Genomic DNA, 15,989 nt, shown 5'->3' with positions numbered 1-15,989 from the left:
GCGCCCATGACGCTGCAGGAAACATGGCAAAGCCCGATCGCGCCCGGCCTTTCCTTCTACCAAGCGACCGTCGGCCCGCGTGCGAGCTATCCGAAGCTCGACGGCTCGCGCCGCGCGGATGTCGCGATTATCGGTGGCGGCTATACCGGTCTTCAGGCCGCATACAATCTTGCCAAAGGTGGCGCGGAGGTCGTGCTGATCGATGCCAACCGCTTCGGCGACGGCGCCTCCGGCCGCAATGGCGGGCAGCTCGGCACCGGCCAGCGCTGGTGGCCGGAAGAGATGGAAGAGAAGATCGGCTATGAGCGGTCGAAGGCCCTGTTCGATCTGGCCGAGGACGCCAAGCGGCATCTTCTCGATTTTTCCGCCGAGCATGGCATCGACATCGATTTCCTGCCCGGCCAGATGAATGTCACGCACAAGCGCAGCTACAAGCGTGACTATATGGACAGTGCGGAGATCGCAGCGACGCGCTACGGCTATCCGCACATGACATTCATGGATGAGGCCGAAACCCAGGAGCGGCTGGGGTCGTCGTTCTATCTCTATGGCGTTCGGGATATGGGCACGGGTCATATCCATCCCCTGAAACTGCTCATCGGCCTTGCCCGCGTCGCGGCAGAGGCCGGTGCGTCGCTCTTTGAAATGACCAAGGCGAAGGGTTTTCGGCAAGCCAGCGGCAAGACGATCGTCGAAACGGATGGCGGCGAGATCACAGCCGACCGGGTGCTGATCGCCTGCAACGGCTATATCGGCAATCTGGAGCCGGTGACAGCAAGTCACGTCATGCCGATCCGCTCCTTCATCGGCGCGACCGAACCGCTCGACCGCTTTCCGGCGGTACTGCCCGGCAATGAGGCCGTCGCCGATTCGCGATTCGTCGTGCGCTATTTCCGCAAATCCAAAGATGGACGCCTGCTCTTCGGCGGGCGCGAGGCTTATACAGCGGACAATCCGCGCGACATAACGCAGCACATCCGCCGGCAAATCACCGAAATCTATCCGGCTCTTGGCGATATCAGCATCGATTATGCCTGGGGCGGCTCGGTCGGCATCACCATGCCGCGCCAGCCCTTCGTGCGCGAGGTCATGCCGGGTGTCACATCGATCGGCGGCTATTCCGGCCATGGGGTAATGTTGTCAAATTATTGCGGTAAACTCTATGCGAAAACGGTTCTCGGGAATGCGGATGAACTTCATCTCTTCAGAGAGCTGAACATACCGCCCTTCCCCGGCGGTGCGCGCATGCGGGCGCCTCTGCTGTTCCTGGCGCTCTCATGGTTTGCGTTGCGCGACAGGTTTTGAAAACCGGAGGATAATTTCTTCCGCCGGCAATCCGCTCCAAAAAGCCGCATCTGATTTTTGCGATGCACACTGGCCTTTTTAAATCGATTAGATTAAAAGGGGCCTCAACCAAGACCGATTGAGAGATAGCTCATGAGCAGCCAGATCATTCCCGTTGAACCATTTGATTATGTCGTTTTCGGCGGCAGCGGCGACCTTGCCGAACGCAAGCTCCTGCCCGCTCTTTACCATCGTCAGGTCGAAGGCCAGTTTTCCGAGCCGACGCGCATCATCGGCGCTTCGCGCAGCGCGCTTTCCAATGAAGAATACCGCAAATTTGCAGATGCCGCCCTCAAAGAACACCTGAAGAAGGGCGAATATGACGACGCCGAGGTCAAGAAGTTCCTGGCTCGCCTGTTCTACGTGCCCGTCGACGCTCGCAGCGATGCCGGCTGGGATCAGCTTAAGAAGATCCTGGACGAAGGCAAGGAGCGCGTGCGCGCCTTCTATCTCGCTGTCGCTCCGGGCATCTTCGGCGACATCTCGCAGAAGATCCACGATCACAAGCTGATCACCAAGCAGACCCGCATCGTCGTCGAAAAGCCGATCGGCCGCGATCTTGCCTCGGCTCTGCAGCTCAACGACACCATCGGTAAGGTCTTCAAGGAAGAGCAGATCTTCCGTATCGACCATTATCTCGGCAAGGAAACCGTGCAGAACCTGATGGCGCTGCGCTTTGCCAATGCGCTCTACGAGCCGCTGTGGAACGCCAACCACATCGACCACGTGCAGATCACGGTGGCGGAATCGGTCGGCCTCGAAGGCCGCGCCGGCTATTACGATACGGCTGGCGCCCTGCGCGACATGGTACAGAACCACATCCTGCAGCTGCTTTGCCTGACCGCAATGGAAATCCCCTCCTCCATGGATTCGGAAGCCGTTCGCGACGAGAAGCTCAAGGTTCTGCGCGCACTGAAGCCGATCGACGCGTCGAACGTCGAGCAGGCGACGGTTCGCGGCCAGTATCGCGCCGGCGCTTCGGCGGGCGGCCCGGTCAAGGGCTATCTCGACGAGCTGGAAGGCGGCGTTTCTAACACCGAAACCTTCGTCGCCATCAAGGCCGAGATCGGCAATTGGCGCTGGGCGGGCGTTCCCTTCTACATCCGCACCGGCAAGCGCCTGGCCGGCCGCATGTCGGAGATCGTCATCACCTTCAAGCACATTCCGCACACCATCTTCGATCAGGCCGCCGGCCGCATCGTTGCCAACCAGCTGATCATCCGCCTGCAGCCGGACGAAGGCGTCAAGCAGTCGCTGATGATCAAGGACCCGGGTCCGGGCGGCATGCGCCTGCGCAACGTCTCGCTCGACATGAGCTTTGCTTCGGCCTTCAACGTCCGCAATCCGGATGCCTACGAGCGCCTGCTGATGGACGTCATCCGCTCCAACCAGACGCTGTTCATGCGCCGCGACGAGGTGGAAGCCGCATGGAAGTGGGTCGATCCGATCCTCAAGGGCTGGGAACACGCTGGCCAGCAGGTGCAGGGCTATACGGCCGGCACCTGGGGTCCGAGCCAGGCTATTGCGCTCATCGAGCGTGACGGCCGTACCTGGCACGACGATATCTAAACCGGGACGAGAACGATGACAGCCAACATGCATGCTTTTGCCAATGGTGCCGAACTCGCCGGCAAGCTCGCGGACAAGGTGGCCGAAACGCTTTCGGCTGCGATTACCGTCCGCGGCTCCGCAAGCATCGCGGTCTCCGGCGGTTCGACGCCGAAGGCCTTTTTCCAAGCGCTGTCATCGCACTCGATCGACTGGGGCAAGGTGACGGTCACCCTCGTCGATGAGCGGTTCGTGCCGGCGGACAATCCGCGTTCGAACCATCTGCTCGTCCAGGAAAACCTGCTGAAGGACAAGGCGGCAGCCGCCAACTTCCTTCCGCTCTATCAGGCTGCGGCTTCCGTCGAGGAGGCCGCCGTCATCGCCACCGAAAAGACCGAGGCTATCGGCCATCCCTTCGATGTCGCCATCCTCGGCATGGGCAATGACGGCCACACGGCTTCCTTCTTTCCGGGCGGCAGCAATCTCAAGACCGCACTCGATCCGAACACCCCGCGTGGTATCATCACGATGGAAGCGGAAGGTGCCGGCGAGCCGCGGCTGACCTTCACTTTCTCCAGCCTTCAGGATGCCCGATTGCTGGTGCTCCATATCGAGGGAGAAGGAAAGAAGGATGTTTTGGCCAAGGCCGAAGCGCCGGGCGAAGAAACCGAGATGCCGATCCGCGCCATGCTGCGCCGGGCGGCTTCCCCGGTCGAGATTTATTGGGCTCCGTGATACGGCCGGAAGGCCTGGTCATCGAACCCTGACAGACACAGCAACCTGTGCTGCGCCATGTGCCCCTCGGGCGCAACGGCAAAGCATTGACTTTTAGACCCCGCGCCGTGCCCTCTGGCGAATAGGTATCAAGGGCATTGCGCAGAACAGACGGAGGCAGATCGACCATGGCCGCTGACGCCCGCATATCAGCGATTACCGCACGTATCGTCGAGCGCTCGAAGCCGACGCGCGAGCGCTATCTGGACCGCCTGCGCAGTGCTGCAACCAAGGGAGCGCAACGCTCCGTGCTAGGCTGTGCCAACCTTGCGCATGGCTTCGCCATCTGTTCCCCCACCGAGAAGGACGCACTGGCGGGAGACCAGGTGCCCAATCTCGGGATCATCACCTCCTATAACGACATGCTCTCGGCGCATCAGCCCTTCGAGACCTATCCTGCGATCATCCGCGAAGCGGCGGCCGAAGCGGGCGGCATTGCCCAGGTTGCCGGCGGCGTGCCGGCCATGTGCGACGGCGTCACGCAGGGACAGCCGGGCATGGAGCTCTCGCTCTTTTCGCGCGACCTGATTGCCATGTCGGCAGCCGTCGGCCTGTCACACAATATGTTCGATGCGGCCGTCTTCCTCGGCGTCTGCGACAAGATCGTCCCCGGCCTCGTCATCGCCGCCCTCTCCTTCGGCCATTTGCCCGCCGTCTTCATTCCGGCCGGGCCGATGACCTCGGGCCTGCCGAACGACGAGAAGTCGCGCGTGCGCCAGCTCTATGCAGAAGGCAAGGTCGGCCGCCCCGAATTGCTGGAGGCAGAATCGAAGTCCTATCACGGTCCCGGCACCTGCACCTTCTACGGTACGGCGAATTCGAACCAGATGCTGATGGAGATCATGGGCTTCCACATGCCGGGCGCCTCCTTCATCAATCCCGGCACGCCGCTGCGCGAAGCCTTGACGCGCGAGGCGACCAAGCGCGCGCTCGCCATCACCGCCATGGGCAATGAGTTCACACCGGCCGGCGAGATGATCGACGAACGCTCGATCGTCAACGGCGTGGTCGGCCTGCATGCGACTGGCGGCTCGACGAACCACACGATGCACATCGTCGCCATGGCGCGCGCGGCCGGCATCGTGCTCACCTGGCAGGATATTTCCGAGCTTTCCGACATCATCCCGCTGCTCGCCCGCGTCTATCCGAACGGGCTTGCCGACGTGAATCATTTCCACGCCGCCGGCGGCATGGGCTTCCTCATCAAGGAGCTCCTAAAGAAGGGTCTGCTGCACGACGACGTCCGCACCGTCTACGGCCAGGGCCTCGACAGCTACTCCATCGACGTCAAGCTCGGCGCCGACGGCAATGTCGTGCGCGAACCCGCCCCGGACAAAAGCCACGACCCGAAGGTGCTGGCAAGCATCGACACACCCTTCCAAAGCAATGGCGGCCTGAAGATGCTGCGGGGCAATATCGGCAAGGCGGTCATCAAGATCTCCGCCGTCAAGCCGGAGCGCCACATCATCGAAGCGCCGGCCGTGATCTTCCACGATCAGCTGGAAATGCAGCAAGCCTTCAAGGACGGCAAGCTGAACCGAGATTTCGTGGCCGTCGTCCGCTTCCAGGGACCGAAGGCCAACGGCATGCCCGAGCTGCACAAGCTCACGCCGGCGCTCGGCGTGCTGCAGGACCGTGGTTTCCGCGTGGCGCTCTTGACCGACGGCCGTATGTCGGGCGCATCGGGCAAGGTGCCTGCCGCCATCCATGTGACACCGGAAGCCGTCGAGGGCGGCCCGATCGCTCGCATCAGGGAAGGCGACATCATCCGCATCGATGCGATTGCCGGTACGCTGGAGGTGCTGGTCGATGCCGCCGATATGGCGGAGCGCGAGCCGGTCGTGGCCGATCTCTCGGAGAATGAATTCGGTATGGGCCGGGAGCTCTTCGTTCCGTTCCGCCACGCCGCGGGACCGGCGGATCAGGGTGCAAGCGTCCTGTTCCGCCACTGAGATTGTCCGCCGGATTTCGGCAGGACGGTATCGAAGGCTGATCAAGGAGCTTTGGATGCTGTGGTTCCTGCTTCCGGCGGAGCCTTGTCCGTCCATGCCGGCGGAAGACCAAGGCGCGCGCCCACGAAGCCCGTCACGCCCGGCGACTTCCCGAATACCCTGCAGGCGTCGTCTTTCGATGCCCGGCCAACGAGTGACGCCAATTTCGCCCTGGATGGAAAGGAGGGCGCCGCGCCGAACGGCGTCTTGCCCTTGACCAGCATCTTGCTGAAATCGCCACCGAATTTGGCGGCGAGGCTGTAGGCATCCCCTTCCTTGGCGACGGTGCCCGAATCAAAAAATGCGTTAGCACCACGTCCCCAGATCATGACAGCCTTCTGCGCACCCTGCGGATTGAAAGCCTCCGCCTCCAGCGAGAGGCTGCCCATGCCGATCGGAATACGCGGAACGGGCACCGGTACACCCGGCAACAACACGCTCTTGCCCACAGAGGCAATTTTCGAGACTCCGACGGCGGCTGCATTCGTTGCCTTTACCTGCGTCACGACGGCGCGAACGGTGAGATCTGCCGGCTCAGATAGACCGACCACGGCGAAGCGTTCACTCAATCCGGAACAAAGCGCTCTATCGACGGCATTGGTGACAAGATCGCGCTGTTTGGGTGTGAAAGCAGCGCTTTCCGCGCGCATCGAAAAGGCCGTGGGAATGATCTTCACGGTCTTGGCCGCAAGAACATCATCCTTGCTTACCCTTAGAAGCGAGTGTGCGACCAGCCCGTCCGATCGGGTCAGTCCCTCATAAGATCGCAAAGATCCCGCCCGATCCAGCGGTGCGGAGGCACAGCCGCCCAGCACGCTCATCAGCACGGCGATCGACCACATATCAACCCTCCGACGGCTTTCAGCGGCAGACGGACCATAGGCGCTGCTTACAGCATGATTTGAGAGTGTAGCGACTGGCATTGATGTTTGCGCTCCTGTACCGGGTTATGAACATCAGCATCATCATTAAATATCGCACTGAGTGTAATATTAATATCGGCCAATTTGCGGCAATCGAGAAGCGAAGCGGAGAATTTATTTCACCTGAGATTGAGATTGCCAGGAGCGGCCCGTGGGGCATGCCGATGATTTGAGCGGCGTTGCGACTCATGCCAGAATGGCCCGATGCAGAATGCAACCTCAAAGCCGGAAGGGCTGCGCGAACAGAAGCGCCGCCTGACCTTTCAACGCATAGCGGACGTCGGAATGAAATCCTTTCTCGCGAAAGGCTATCAGGAAACGACGATCGACGAGATTGCGGCAGCGGCTGGGATTTCTCGCCGGACTTTCTTTTATTACTTTAAAAGCAAGGACGATATTCTTCTGGCGCATCAGCGCCGATATATGGACGCACTGCGGACTGGCATCATGGAGAATGCCTCAGCCGGGCGACCCATTGAGGTCATCCATCAAGCCACCCTGGGACTCGTGGCCCGCATCGAGGCGGAAGCGCCGCGGCTTCTGGAGACTGCCAAGCTTTTACGTCAAAGCGAGACCTTGCGCGCCCGTTCGCGGGGCAACTCTTTGCAGCTTGAGCAAATCGCCTACCAAGCCCTGTGCGAACTGTTCCCGACTAGGGACCGCGACGGTCTGCAGCTGGTTTCGATGATCGGAGTGAGCCCGCTTCGCCTCTCGGTCAACAAATGGCTGCAGGAAAATGGCAGGCTGCCGCTGATCAAGTATCTTGAGGATGCGCTTTCGAAATGGCGAACGGAAATCTGATCCGTCAGCCGAACGGATCGCGCTAAGCCGTTTCTTGTGGGTCGTCGATCAGGATCTGATGTCGAGCACGCGGTTCTTATGAGCCGGATGCGTGCTGTAGACGAAGATCTTGTTCATTTCCTTCTCCGTGAGAAGCCGCAGGAAGCGAACTTCCACCGTGTTGTTGGAGAAGACCTTCATCAGCACACAGCCGACCTTGGTGATGCGGGCGTCAGGAATATCCAGGTAGAACTGCTTCGGCAGATTATACTGGGTGAGGATCGCAAGAACCGCGCTGCTCTGCGAGATACGGATAATATCGCAGCGGCGCGACGCAAGATTCATCACGCCCTTTTCAGTGTATTCGAGGCGGGCGGCATTCATGGTATCTTCCATGCGAAACCGCACTTCGCGGTCATACATGAAGGATTCTTCCTTGTTAAGGAAATGCTGACCTGAATTAGCTCTGCCGAACGCGGCCATCTTGGTAGACCCCTGAAGTATATTATGAAAAGGAGACTATCAGCCGGTCTTTAACAGAAGGTTTGAGTGCGCCGGCCCAAGATGAATTTTGTTGTTCATTTTTACTTGGGCCGGGGCATCCGGTAAGCGCCTACTTGCGATAGGAGTGGCCGCTGGCGTCGAAAAGATGCAGCTTCTGACGGTCGGCGGCAAAACGCATCTTTTGGCCGCGATGAATATCGGCAATGCCGGGGATCTTGACGATGATCGGCTCGCCATCGACGAGGCCTTCAATATAGAGCTGCGTCACTTCGCCGAGCGCCTCGACGATGGAAACCTCGCCTTCGAAGAGATAGTCATCGCCCGTCGCGAGACGAAGATCTTCCGGACGTACGCCGAAGCTCGCGGTCTTGCCCTTTTCGGAGGCCTCTGTCGGCACGTCCAGCGTTACCGATTTGCCGCCGGTCAGCGTCACCGTCGTCGCAGCGCCTGTTTCGGTTACCGTTGCCGGGATGATGTTCATGGCCGGCGAGCCGATAAATTTTGCAACGAACAGGTTGGCCGGGCGCTCGTAGAGCTCAAGGGGAGCGCCGACCTGCTCGACCCGGCCCGCCGACAGCACGACGATCCGGTCGGCAAGCGTCATGGCTTCCACCTGGTCGTGCGTGACGTAGATCATCGTCGTCTCGGGCATGGAATCGCTAAGTTTGGCGATCTCGATGCGGGTCGCCACACGCAGGGCGGCGTCGAGGTTGGACAGTGGTTCGTCGAAGAGGAAGACCTTGGGGTTGCGGCAGATGGCGCGGCCGATGGCGACGCGCTGCCGCTGACCGCCCGAGAGTGCCTTCGGCAAACGCTCCAGATATTGCGTGAGCTGCAGGCTCGCTGCCGCCGCACGCACGCGGCGGTCGATCTCCTGCTTGCTTTCGCCAGCAATGCGCATGCCGAAGGCCATGTTGTCATAGACGGTCATATGCGGATAGAGGGCATAGGACTGGAAGACCATGGCGATGCCGCGCCGTGACGGCGGCACCTCGTTCACCTTCTGCCCGGCGATCATCATATCCCCGGCGGTGATGCTCTCCAGCCCGGCAATCATCCTGAGCAAGGTGGACTTGCCGCAGCCGGAGGGGCCGACGAAGACAATGAACTCGCCTTCGTTGATCTCCAGATCGATGCCGTGCAGCACGTGCACGCTGCCGTAGGATTTCTTGATATCCTTCAGAACAAGTCCAGTCATTATGCTTCCTCCTCCCAAAGGTCAGGCAAGACGCGCGAAATAGGCGCCCCAGGCCGGAATATCGATCTTGTTACCGTAGTTGTTGCTGGTAAATCCATGTCCCGTCAACGCCTGCCAATTGCCATCAGGCAAGGTTGCCAGCGTTTCGACAGGGCTCATGTTGAAGACGCAGAGAATGGTCTCACCGGCATAAGTGCGGGTGTAGATCAGCACGTCGCCCTGCGGCTCCGAAAAGGCGATTTCGCCCTTGGCGAAGGCCGGATGCTGCTTGCGGAAGGCGAGGAAGCGGCGATACTGCTCCAGCACCGAATTTTCATCCCCCTGCTGGACGCTGACGGCGCGCAGAATGTGCTCGACCGGGACCGGCAGCCACGGCTTGACGGTGGAAAAGCCGCCCTGCGCCACCTGGCTGTCCCAGACCATCGGCGTCCGGCAGCCATCACGGCCCTTGAACTCGGGCCAGAACTGGATGCCGTAGGGATCCTGCAGATCCTGATAAGCGAGATCGGCTTCCGTGAGCGCCAGTTCCTCGCCCTGATAGATGCATACGGAGCCGCGCAGGGTCAGCAGCAGCGCCGCATAGAGCTTGGCGAAAGCATCGCGGTCGGCCACCAGATTGCCCCAGCGGCTGACATGGCGCACGACGTCGTGGTTGGAGAAGGCCCAGCAAGCCCAGCCTTGCGGAGCTGCCGTGTCGAAGTCGTTCATCACCTCTTCGACGCGATCCGGCGAAAGAGCGTCCGGCGCCAGGAATTCGAAGGCGTAGCACATGTGCATCTTGTCGCCGCCGGATGTGTACTCGCCGACAATCTCGAGGCCGCGCTGGCTATCGCCGACTTCGCCGACGGCGGCAATCGCCGGATATTCGTCGAGCACGGCGCGGAAGCGCTTCAGGAATTCCAGGTTCTCGGGACGGTTCTTGTCGTAGAGATGCTCCTGGAAGTTATAGGGATTGACGGCCGGCGCTGTGGATGCGTTTCGCCGCGAAGGCTCCAGCGCCGGGTTGTCGCGCAATTCCTTGTCGTGGAAGTAGAAGTTGATGGTGTCGAGACGGAAGCCGTCGACACCGCGGTCAAGCCAGAAACGGACGACGTCAAGCAAGCGGTCCTGCACCTCAGGATTATGCAGGTTCATATCCGGCTGCGAAGTCAGGAAGTTGTGCATGTAATATTGCATGCGGGTCGGATCCCACGCCCAGGCAGAGCCGCCAAAGATCGACAGCCAGTTGTTGGGCGGTGTGCCGTCCGGCTTGGCATCAGCCCATACATACCAATCGGCCTTAGGGTTATTCTTGCTCGAGCGGCTTTCGACAAACCAGGGATGGCGGTCCGAGCTGTGCGACAGCACGAGATCGATCATCACCTTGATGCCCAGGCGATGAGCTTCCGTCACCATCGCATCGAAATCGGCAAGCGAACCGAAGATCGGATCGACGTCCTCGTAATTGGAGACGTCATAGCCGAAATCGCGCATCGGCGACGTGAAGAACGGCGAAATCCAGATCGCATCGACGCCAAGCGACGCGACATGCGGCAGGCGGACGGCGATGCCCTTGAGATCGCCAATGCCGTCACCGTTGGAGTCCTGATAGGAACGCGGATAGATCTGATAGATCACGGCGCCGCGCCACCAGTCCTTGTCAACTTCCGAAGCCGATTGAAGAGCAATGCTCATGCTGAATGGGTCCTGTAGTAAGTGCGTGTTTTTGAATCAGCCCCCCTTCACCGACCCGGCGAGCAGACCGCGCACGAGATAGCGCTGCAGACCAAAGAAGACGAGGAGTGGGATAAGGATGGTGACGAAGGCCGAAGCCGTCAGGATTTCCCAGTTGCCGCCACGCGAGCCGAGCAGCGCGTTGAGGGCGGCGGTCAGTACGAGGTGATCCTTGTCGGTGCCGAGGAACACCATGGCAATCAGAAGGTCATTCCAGACCCAAAGAAATTGGAAGATCGCGAAGGAAGCGAGCGCCGGGAAGGACAGCGGCAGGATGATCTTGACGAAAATGTCGAAATCGCTGGCGCCATCGACGCGGGCGGATTCGATAATCTCCTTGGGCAGACCGGCAATGTAATTGCGCAGGAGATAGATGGCGAGCGGCAGGCCGAAGGCCGTGTGCGCCAGCCAGATGCCGGGATAGGTCTTCGACGACACGCCGAACAACTGGCCGATTTCGTTATAGATGCGCAAGAGCGGGATCAGCGACATCTGCAGCGGCACGACGATCAGGCCGACGACGAGCGCAATCAGGATCGCCCTGCCGGGAAATTCCATCCAGGCCAATGCATAGGCCGCAAAAGCGGCGATCAGGATCGGAATGACGGTTGCGGGGATCGTTACCGTCAGCGAATTGATGAAGGACTGGCCGATACCCTCGCCGCCCAGTACGTTGCGATAGTTGTCGAGCGTGAATTGCGGCGGCGTGGCAACGGTCAAATAGACGCGCTTGGCCCGGGCATCCGCTCCAAACGCGCCGTTCTTCTGATAGCGATAGCTGCCATCAGAGTTGATCGTCAGCGTTTCACCGTTCTCGATCTCGGCGGGGGAGCCTGCCTTGTAGGCTGCCGGCTCCTGCACGCGCAGGCCGAAGGACTGGATCTTGCCGTCGCCTTCCACATTAAGGGTACCTGCAATCACGAAATTTGCGCCGTCCGGCTTTGCCTTGTCCGGACCGTCGAGGCGGGCTGCCGTTGTGCGCGACGAGCCGGCAAAGGCCGTCCACCAGCCGGAAGCGACGATCTGGTCCTTATCACGCAGCGCAGTGACGAAAATGCCGAGCGTCGGCAATAGCCAGAGAAGGACGATGAGGAGCACCGCGGCATGAACGAAGATGCGAGCGGGGCCGATGCGACCGAGATTTCCAATCATGTCAGCGCCCCTTCGTCTCAGCGTTTGCACGGCGAATGTTCCAGATCATGATCGGCGTGACCGCGACCATGATGACGAGCGCGATAACGGCGCTTCGGCCGCTGTCACCGCCGCCACGGAACATCCAGTTGAACATCAGGTTGGCGAGCACCATCGTGTTCCATTGACCATTGGTCATGGTGAGAACGATGTCGAACACCTTGAGAACGAGGATGGTGATGGTGGTCCAGACGGTGGCGATCGTGCCCCAGACCTGCGGCACCATGATCTTCCAGAAGATCTGCCAGCCATTGGCGCCGTCGATGACGGCGGCTTCGATTGTCTCCTCCGGAATGCCGCGCAAAGCCGCCGAGAGGATGACCATGGCAAAGCCGGTCTGGATCCAGATCAGCATGACCATCAGGAAGAAGTTGTTCCAGAACGGAATGGTGATCCAGACTTCCGGCGTGCCGCCGAACAGCTGGACGATGGCGTTCAGAAGGCCGATCTGCGCGTCGGTGCCGCCGCGATATTCGTAGATGAACTTCCAGATAACGGACGCGCCGACGAAGGAGATCGCCATCGGCATGAAGATGACGGCCTTGGCGATATTGCCCCACCAGATGCGGTCGGTCATCACGGCGATAACAAGACCGAAGAAGGTGCAGGCGGCCGGCACGACGGCAAGCCAGAGAATGTTGTTGAAGATCGACTGGCGGAATTCGGTGTCGTTGAGCGCCCAGAGATAATTGGCGCCGCCGACGAACTTGCTGCCATCGGGCCCGTAGAAGGATAGAATGAAGGTCGCGACGACAGGATAGACGAGATAGACAACGAGCAGGAACAGTGCCGGCCCCAGGAACAGCCAGGGGCGAATGAGACCGCGGCGGCGAAGGTTGACGGCCGCCCGATGAACGTCGTCCCCTTCCCTTGCCGGAAAGATCAAGTCCAAGAGCTTGTTGGAAAACCAGAAATAAGCGGCGCAAATGGCAACGCCGAATATCATGGCGCCAATCGCCGATACGATCTGCGAAAACATCCCTTCCCTCCCCGAATTATCTGCTTTTGTCCATCAGTCGGGCATCGGCCGCGCTGAAGGGCGCGTCGTCATATGCAGTATGGCGCCGCCGGCAAGTTGCCGGCGGCGATAGGGCTATGATGTCTTACTTGATGGCGTCCCAGGACTTCTGGATACCGTCGGCTACATCCTGAGCAGACTTGCCGCCGACGAAATCCACCATGCCGGTCCAGAACGAACCCGCACCAATCTTGCCCGGCATCAGGTCGGAACCGTCGAAGCGGAAAGTGGTGGCCGTGGTCAGGGTCTCGCCTTCCTTGCGCAGTGTGTCGTTGGCATACGCCGCGGTATTGACGGCCTTGTACGGCGTCAGGAAGCCGGACTGGGCCATCCAGACTTCCTGGGCGATCGGCGTCTGCAGGAACTGGATGAAGGCGCGTGCAGCCTTCGAATCCTTGGTGATGGCAGCGAGCGTGCCGGCGCCGAGAACCGGCTTGCCGAGTTCCGGATGCGCGGCGGAGGGCGGGAAGTAGAAGAAGTCCGCATCCTGGCCAAGCTTGGTGCCCTCCGGGAAGAAGGACGGAATGAAGGATGCCTGCTTGTGCAGGTAGCACTTCGGCGGAACCGTGAAGAGGCCCTTCGGGCTGTCGCGGAAGTCGGTCGAGGCAACGGCCGCAACGCCGCCGGCAACATATTTCGGGTTCTTAGCGAACTTGCCGAACTCCTCGATCGCCGCAACGACCTTCGGATCGTTGAACTTCAGCGAGTTATCGACCCAGTGATCGTAATCCTGCGGCGTGTTGAGGCGCAGCATCAGATCTTCGACCCAGTCGGTTGCCGGCCAACCGGTGGCACCGCCCGAACCGAGGCCGATGCACCAGGGGGTGCCGCCATCCTTGACGATCTGATCCGAAAGCTTGATCAGGTCCTCCATGGTCGTCGGGACCTTGTAGCCGGCTTCCTCAAAGTTTTCCGGAACGTACCAGACCAGCGACTTCAGGTCGGCCTTGTAGGGGAAGGCATAGAAGGCGTCCTTGCCGTCCTTGCCCTTGTAGGTGCCGTAGCCGACCCAGCTGTCGCCGGCACCGTAATTGGTCTTGACCCAGCTTGCGAGATCATCGCCGAGCGGCGTCAGATAACCCTTGCTGGCAAGGTTCGCGAGAAGGCCCGGCTGCGGCAGGATGGCGACGTTCGGCGGCGAACCGGCCTGCGTGTCGATGACGATCTGCTGCTCGTAGTTTTCCGAGGACGAATATTTGGCGTTCACGCCGGTCGCTTCGGTGAAGTACTTGAGGACGCTGGTGAAGAGAGCCTCGTCCTCGCCACGCCAGGGGCCGAAGATGGTCAGCGTCTCGCCCTTCAGGTCGGCATGCGCCGACTTGAACTCGTCGTAGCTTTTCCAGTTGAACTTGGAGTCCTGGCCGGGCTGGAACTTCAGATCGGCCGCCATCGCCGTACCGGCCACCAAGGCAGCGGCAGCAACGGTCATCAAGAACATCTTTTTCATGCGTTGTCCTCCCAAATAACGAAACCCATGAGCCCAAACACGGTCTTGTGCTACGCGCTCCATTCCTCAAAGCGCTTTGGCTACCTCTCTCATCCATTGAGCGCGGGCTAAAGTCAAGCGATTTTCAGATTTTGGCGGATGTACACAGCAATTCTCGCGCTGCAACATGGAATACAGATCGATTTTTTGCTATTTATCTTGTCTCGCGCACTTCTCCTGTTACATAATTGAAAGCGCTTTGGAAGCCTGGGGCTTTTCAGGAGGTTGTCTCGGCATCTTGGCGGCGTGCAGTGGGAGGAGCTGGAATACCGTGAATCTGAAACAGCTATCGCAGATGCTCGGGCTGTCGCAGACGACAGTCAGCCGGGCCTTGAACGGATATCCGGAAGTCAATCGCGAAACTCGCGAACGCGTTCTCAAAGCGGTTCGCGAAACCGGCTATCGGCCCAACAAGGCAGCCCAAAGACTTGCGACCGGCAAGGCCGGCTCGATCGGACTTGTGATGCCGACTTCGCCCGGCAATTCTTCGGACGTGCATTTCAGCGAGTTCCTGACGGGACTGGGAGAAGAGGCCTTGCGGCACGATTTCCATTTCGTCCTGACGCCTGCTGATCCGAATGACGAAGTCGGCGCCCTCAGGCGATTGGCGGCCAGCGGCAATGTCGATGCCCTCTTCGTCAATTATATGCGTGGTCATGATCCGCGCCTGGAGATGCTGAAGTCTCTATCCATGCCCTTCCTGGTGCATGGACGCTCCATCGGCTCCGAGCCCGACTATCCCTTCCTCGACATCGACAACGAAGCCGCCTTCTATGACGCCACGAAGCTGCTTCTGCAGCTCGGACACCGGCGCTTCGCCCTCTTGAACGGCCCGATCTATTTCGATTTCGCCATTCGCCGGAAGAACGGCATGGATACAGCCCTTGCCGAGCGTGGCCTGGCGCTCGACGAAACCTGCGTCAGCCATACGCCGATGACGGATGAACAGGGCTTGCTAGCCATGGAGCGCATCCTGCAAATGGAGAGGGACAAGCGCCCAACTGCGGTGCTCTGCTCGAGTACCGTATTGGCGCTCGGCGCCGTTCGCGCCATCAATCAGGCAAAGCTGAAACTGGGCGAAGACATATCGATGATCGCCCACGACGACGTGCTGACCTTGCTCAAGCCAGAGAACTTCACCGTGCCGCTGACGACCACGCGCTCGTCACTGCGTGCAGCCGGCGTGCGCATCGCCGAACGGCTGATCGGCGAAATCAAGCATACGGAGACATTTCCGGCGCAGGAATTGTGGAAAGCCGAATTGATCGTGCGCGCCTCGACCGGTGTCGCACCGGCCTAAAACTTCGGCGGCTTTCTGCCGGCTGAGCGATAGGCTGCGATGACGGTATTGGCCATCAGCATCGCGATCGTCATCGGGCCGACACCGCCCGGAACCGGCGTGATGGCGGCAGCGATTTCTGAGGCTTCACCATAGGCGACATCGCCCACCAGCCGGCTCTTGCCTTCGCCTCGCTCCGGTGCCGCGATCCGGTTGATGCCGACATCGATCACGGTCGCA

13 protein-coding genes and 1 pseudogene are annotated in these 15,989 nt (G+C 60.3%); 6 read left to right on the top strand and 8 right to left on the bottom strand.

All coding sequences use genetic code 11. The features are described 5' to 3' along the window. Positions 1-6: 6 nt before the first annotated feature. The 4 genes from AC13QE_RS23915 (at position 7) to edd (ending at position 5,618) form a co-directional block, all read left to right on the top strand. A complete protein-coding gene (locus AC13QE_RS23915) occupies positions 7-1,305 on the top strand; it encodes an NAD(P)/FAD-dependent oxidoreductase (protein ID WP_488485536.1) in 1,299 nt (432 codons plus the stop codon). A gap of 132 nt (positions 1,306-1,437) precedes the next feature. Continuing rightward, the gene (zwf, locus tag AC13QE_RS23910) at positions 1,438-2,913 is read left to right on the top strand and encodes a glucose-6-phosphate dehydrogenase (RefSeq protein ID WP_015338847.1); all 1,476 of its coding nucleotides are present in this window, start codon (positions 1,438-1,440) and stop codon (positions 2,911-2,913) included. 15 nt (positions 2,914-2,928) lie between these two features. Beyond that, positions 2,929-3,627, top strand: coding sequence for a 6-phosphogluconolactonase (gene pgl / locus AC13QE_RS23905; RefSeq protein ID WP_488485535.1), 699 nt, complete (start codon positions 2,929-2,931; stop codon positions 3,625-3,627). A 167-nt stretch (positions 3,628-3,794) separates the two neighbouring features. Next, the gene (edd, locus tag AC13QE_RS23900) at positions 3,795-5,618 is read left to right on the top strand and encodes a phosphogluconate dehydratase (RefSeq protein ID WP_488485534.1); all 1,824 of its coding nucleotides are present in this window, start codon (positions 3,795-3,797) and stop codon (positions 5,616-5,618) included. Between the two features lie 41 nt (positions 5,619-5,659). Here the strand turns inward: edd and AC13QE_RS23895 are convergent, their stop codons facing one another. Next, complete coding sequence (locus AC13QE_RS23895) at positions 5,660-6,580, bottom strand: DUF3313 domain-containing protein (protein ID WP_488485533.1); 921 nt, start codon at positions 6,578-6,580, stop codon at positions 5,660-5,662. 204 nt (positions 6,581-6,784) lie between these two features. Between AC13QE_RS23895 and AC13QE_RS23890 the strand changes: the two genes are divergently transcribed. Further along, positions 6,785-7,381: a TetR/AcrR family transcriptional regulator gene (locus tag AC13QE_RS23890; protein WP_488485532.1), complete on the top strand. Its 597-nt coding sequence runs from the start codon at positions 6,785-6,787 to the stop codon at positions 7,379-7,381. A gap of 48 nt (positions 7,382-7,429) precedes the next feature. Here the strand turns inward: AC13QE_RS23890 and AC13QE_RS23885 are convergent, their stop codons facing one another. The 6 genes from AC13QE_RS23885 to AC13QE_RS23860 all read right to left on the bottom strand — a co-directional run bounded on the left by AC13QE_RS23885 (position 7,430) and on the right by AC13QE_RS23860 (position 14,431). Beyond that, positions 7,430-7,783, bottom strand: a complete 354-nt coding sequence (locus AC13QE_RS23885) for a hypothetical protein (RefSeq protein ID WP_112335318.1) — start codon at positions 7,781-7,783, stop codon at positions 7,430-7,432. Between the two features lie 190 nt (positions 7,784-7,973). After that, complete coding sequence (locus AC13QE_RS23880) at positions 7,974-9,062, bottom strand: ABC transporter ATP-binding protein (RefSeq protein WP_015338841.1); 1,089 nt, start codon at positions 9,060-9,062, stop codon at positions 7,974-7,976. A gap of 21 nt (positions 9,063-9,083) precedes the next feature. Beyond that, positions 9,084-10,736, bottom strand: a complete 1,653-nt coding sequence (gene bglA, locus AC13QE_RS23875) for a beta-galactosidase BglA (RefSeq protein WP_488485531.1) — start codon at positions 10,734-10,736, stop codon at positions 9,084-9,086. 36 nt (positions 10,737-10,772) lie between these two features. Further along, on the bottom strand, positions 10,773-11,927 hold the full coding sequence (locus AC13QE_RS23870) for a carbohydrate ABC transporter permease (RefSeq protein WP_132715843.1): 1,155 nt from the start codon (positions 11,925-11,927) through the stop codon (positions 10,773-10,775). 1 nt (position 11,928) lies between these two features. Beyond that, positions 11,929-12,945, bottom strand: coding sequence for a carbohydrate ABC transporter permease (locus AC13QE_RS23865; RefSeq protein ID WP_132715842.1), 1,017 nt, complete (start codon positions 12,943-12,945; stop codon positions 11,929-11,931). 124 nt (positions 12,946-13,069) lie between these two features. Then, entirely contained in the window at positions 13,070-14,431 is a 1,362-nt protein-coding gene (locus AC13QE_RS23860) for an ABC transporter substrate-binding protein (protein ID WP_488485530.1), read from the bottom strand. A 310-nt stretch (positions 14,432-14,741) separates the two neighbouring features. Here AC13QE_RS23860 and AC13QE_RS23855 point away from each other — a divergent pair, with 310 nt between their 5' ends. Next, on the top strand, positions 14,742-15,770 hold the full coding sequence (locus AC13QE_RS23855) for a substrate-binding domain-containing protein (RefSeq protein WP_488485529.1): 1,029 nt from the start codon (positions 14,742-14,744) through the stop codon (positions 15,768-15,770). Here the strand turns inward: AC13QE_RS23855 and AC13QE_RS23850 are convergent. Then, positions 15,767-15,989 (bottom strand): annotated as a pseudogene (locus tag AC13QE_RS23850) (bifunctional methylenetetrahydrofolate dehydrogenase/methenyltetrahydrofolate cyclohydrolase); the annotation flags it as partial. The gene AC13QE_RS23855 and the pseudogene AC13QE_RS23850 sit on opposite strands and share 4 nt — an antisense overlap.

The sequence above is a fragment of the Martinezella sp. CNPSo 3957 genome, from assembly GCF_057784395.1.
The sequence above is the reverse complement of the archived record's forward strand: the minus strand, read 5'-3'. Positions and strand labels throughout refer to the sequence as shown.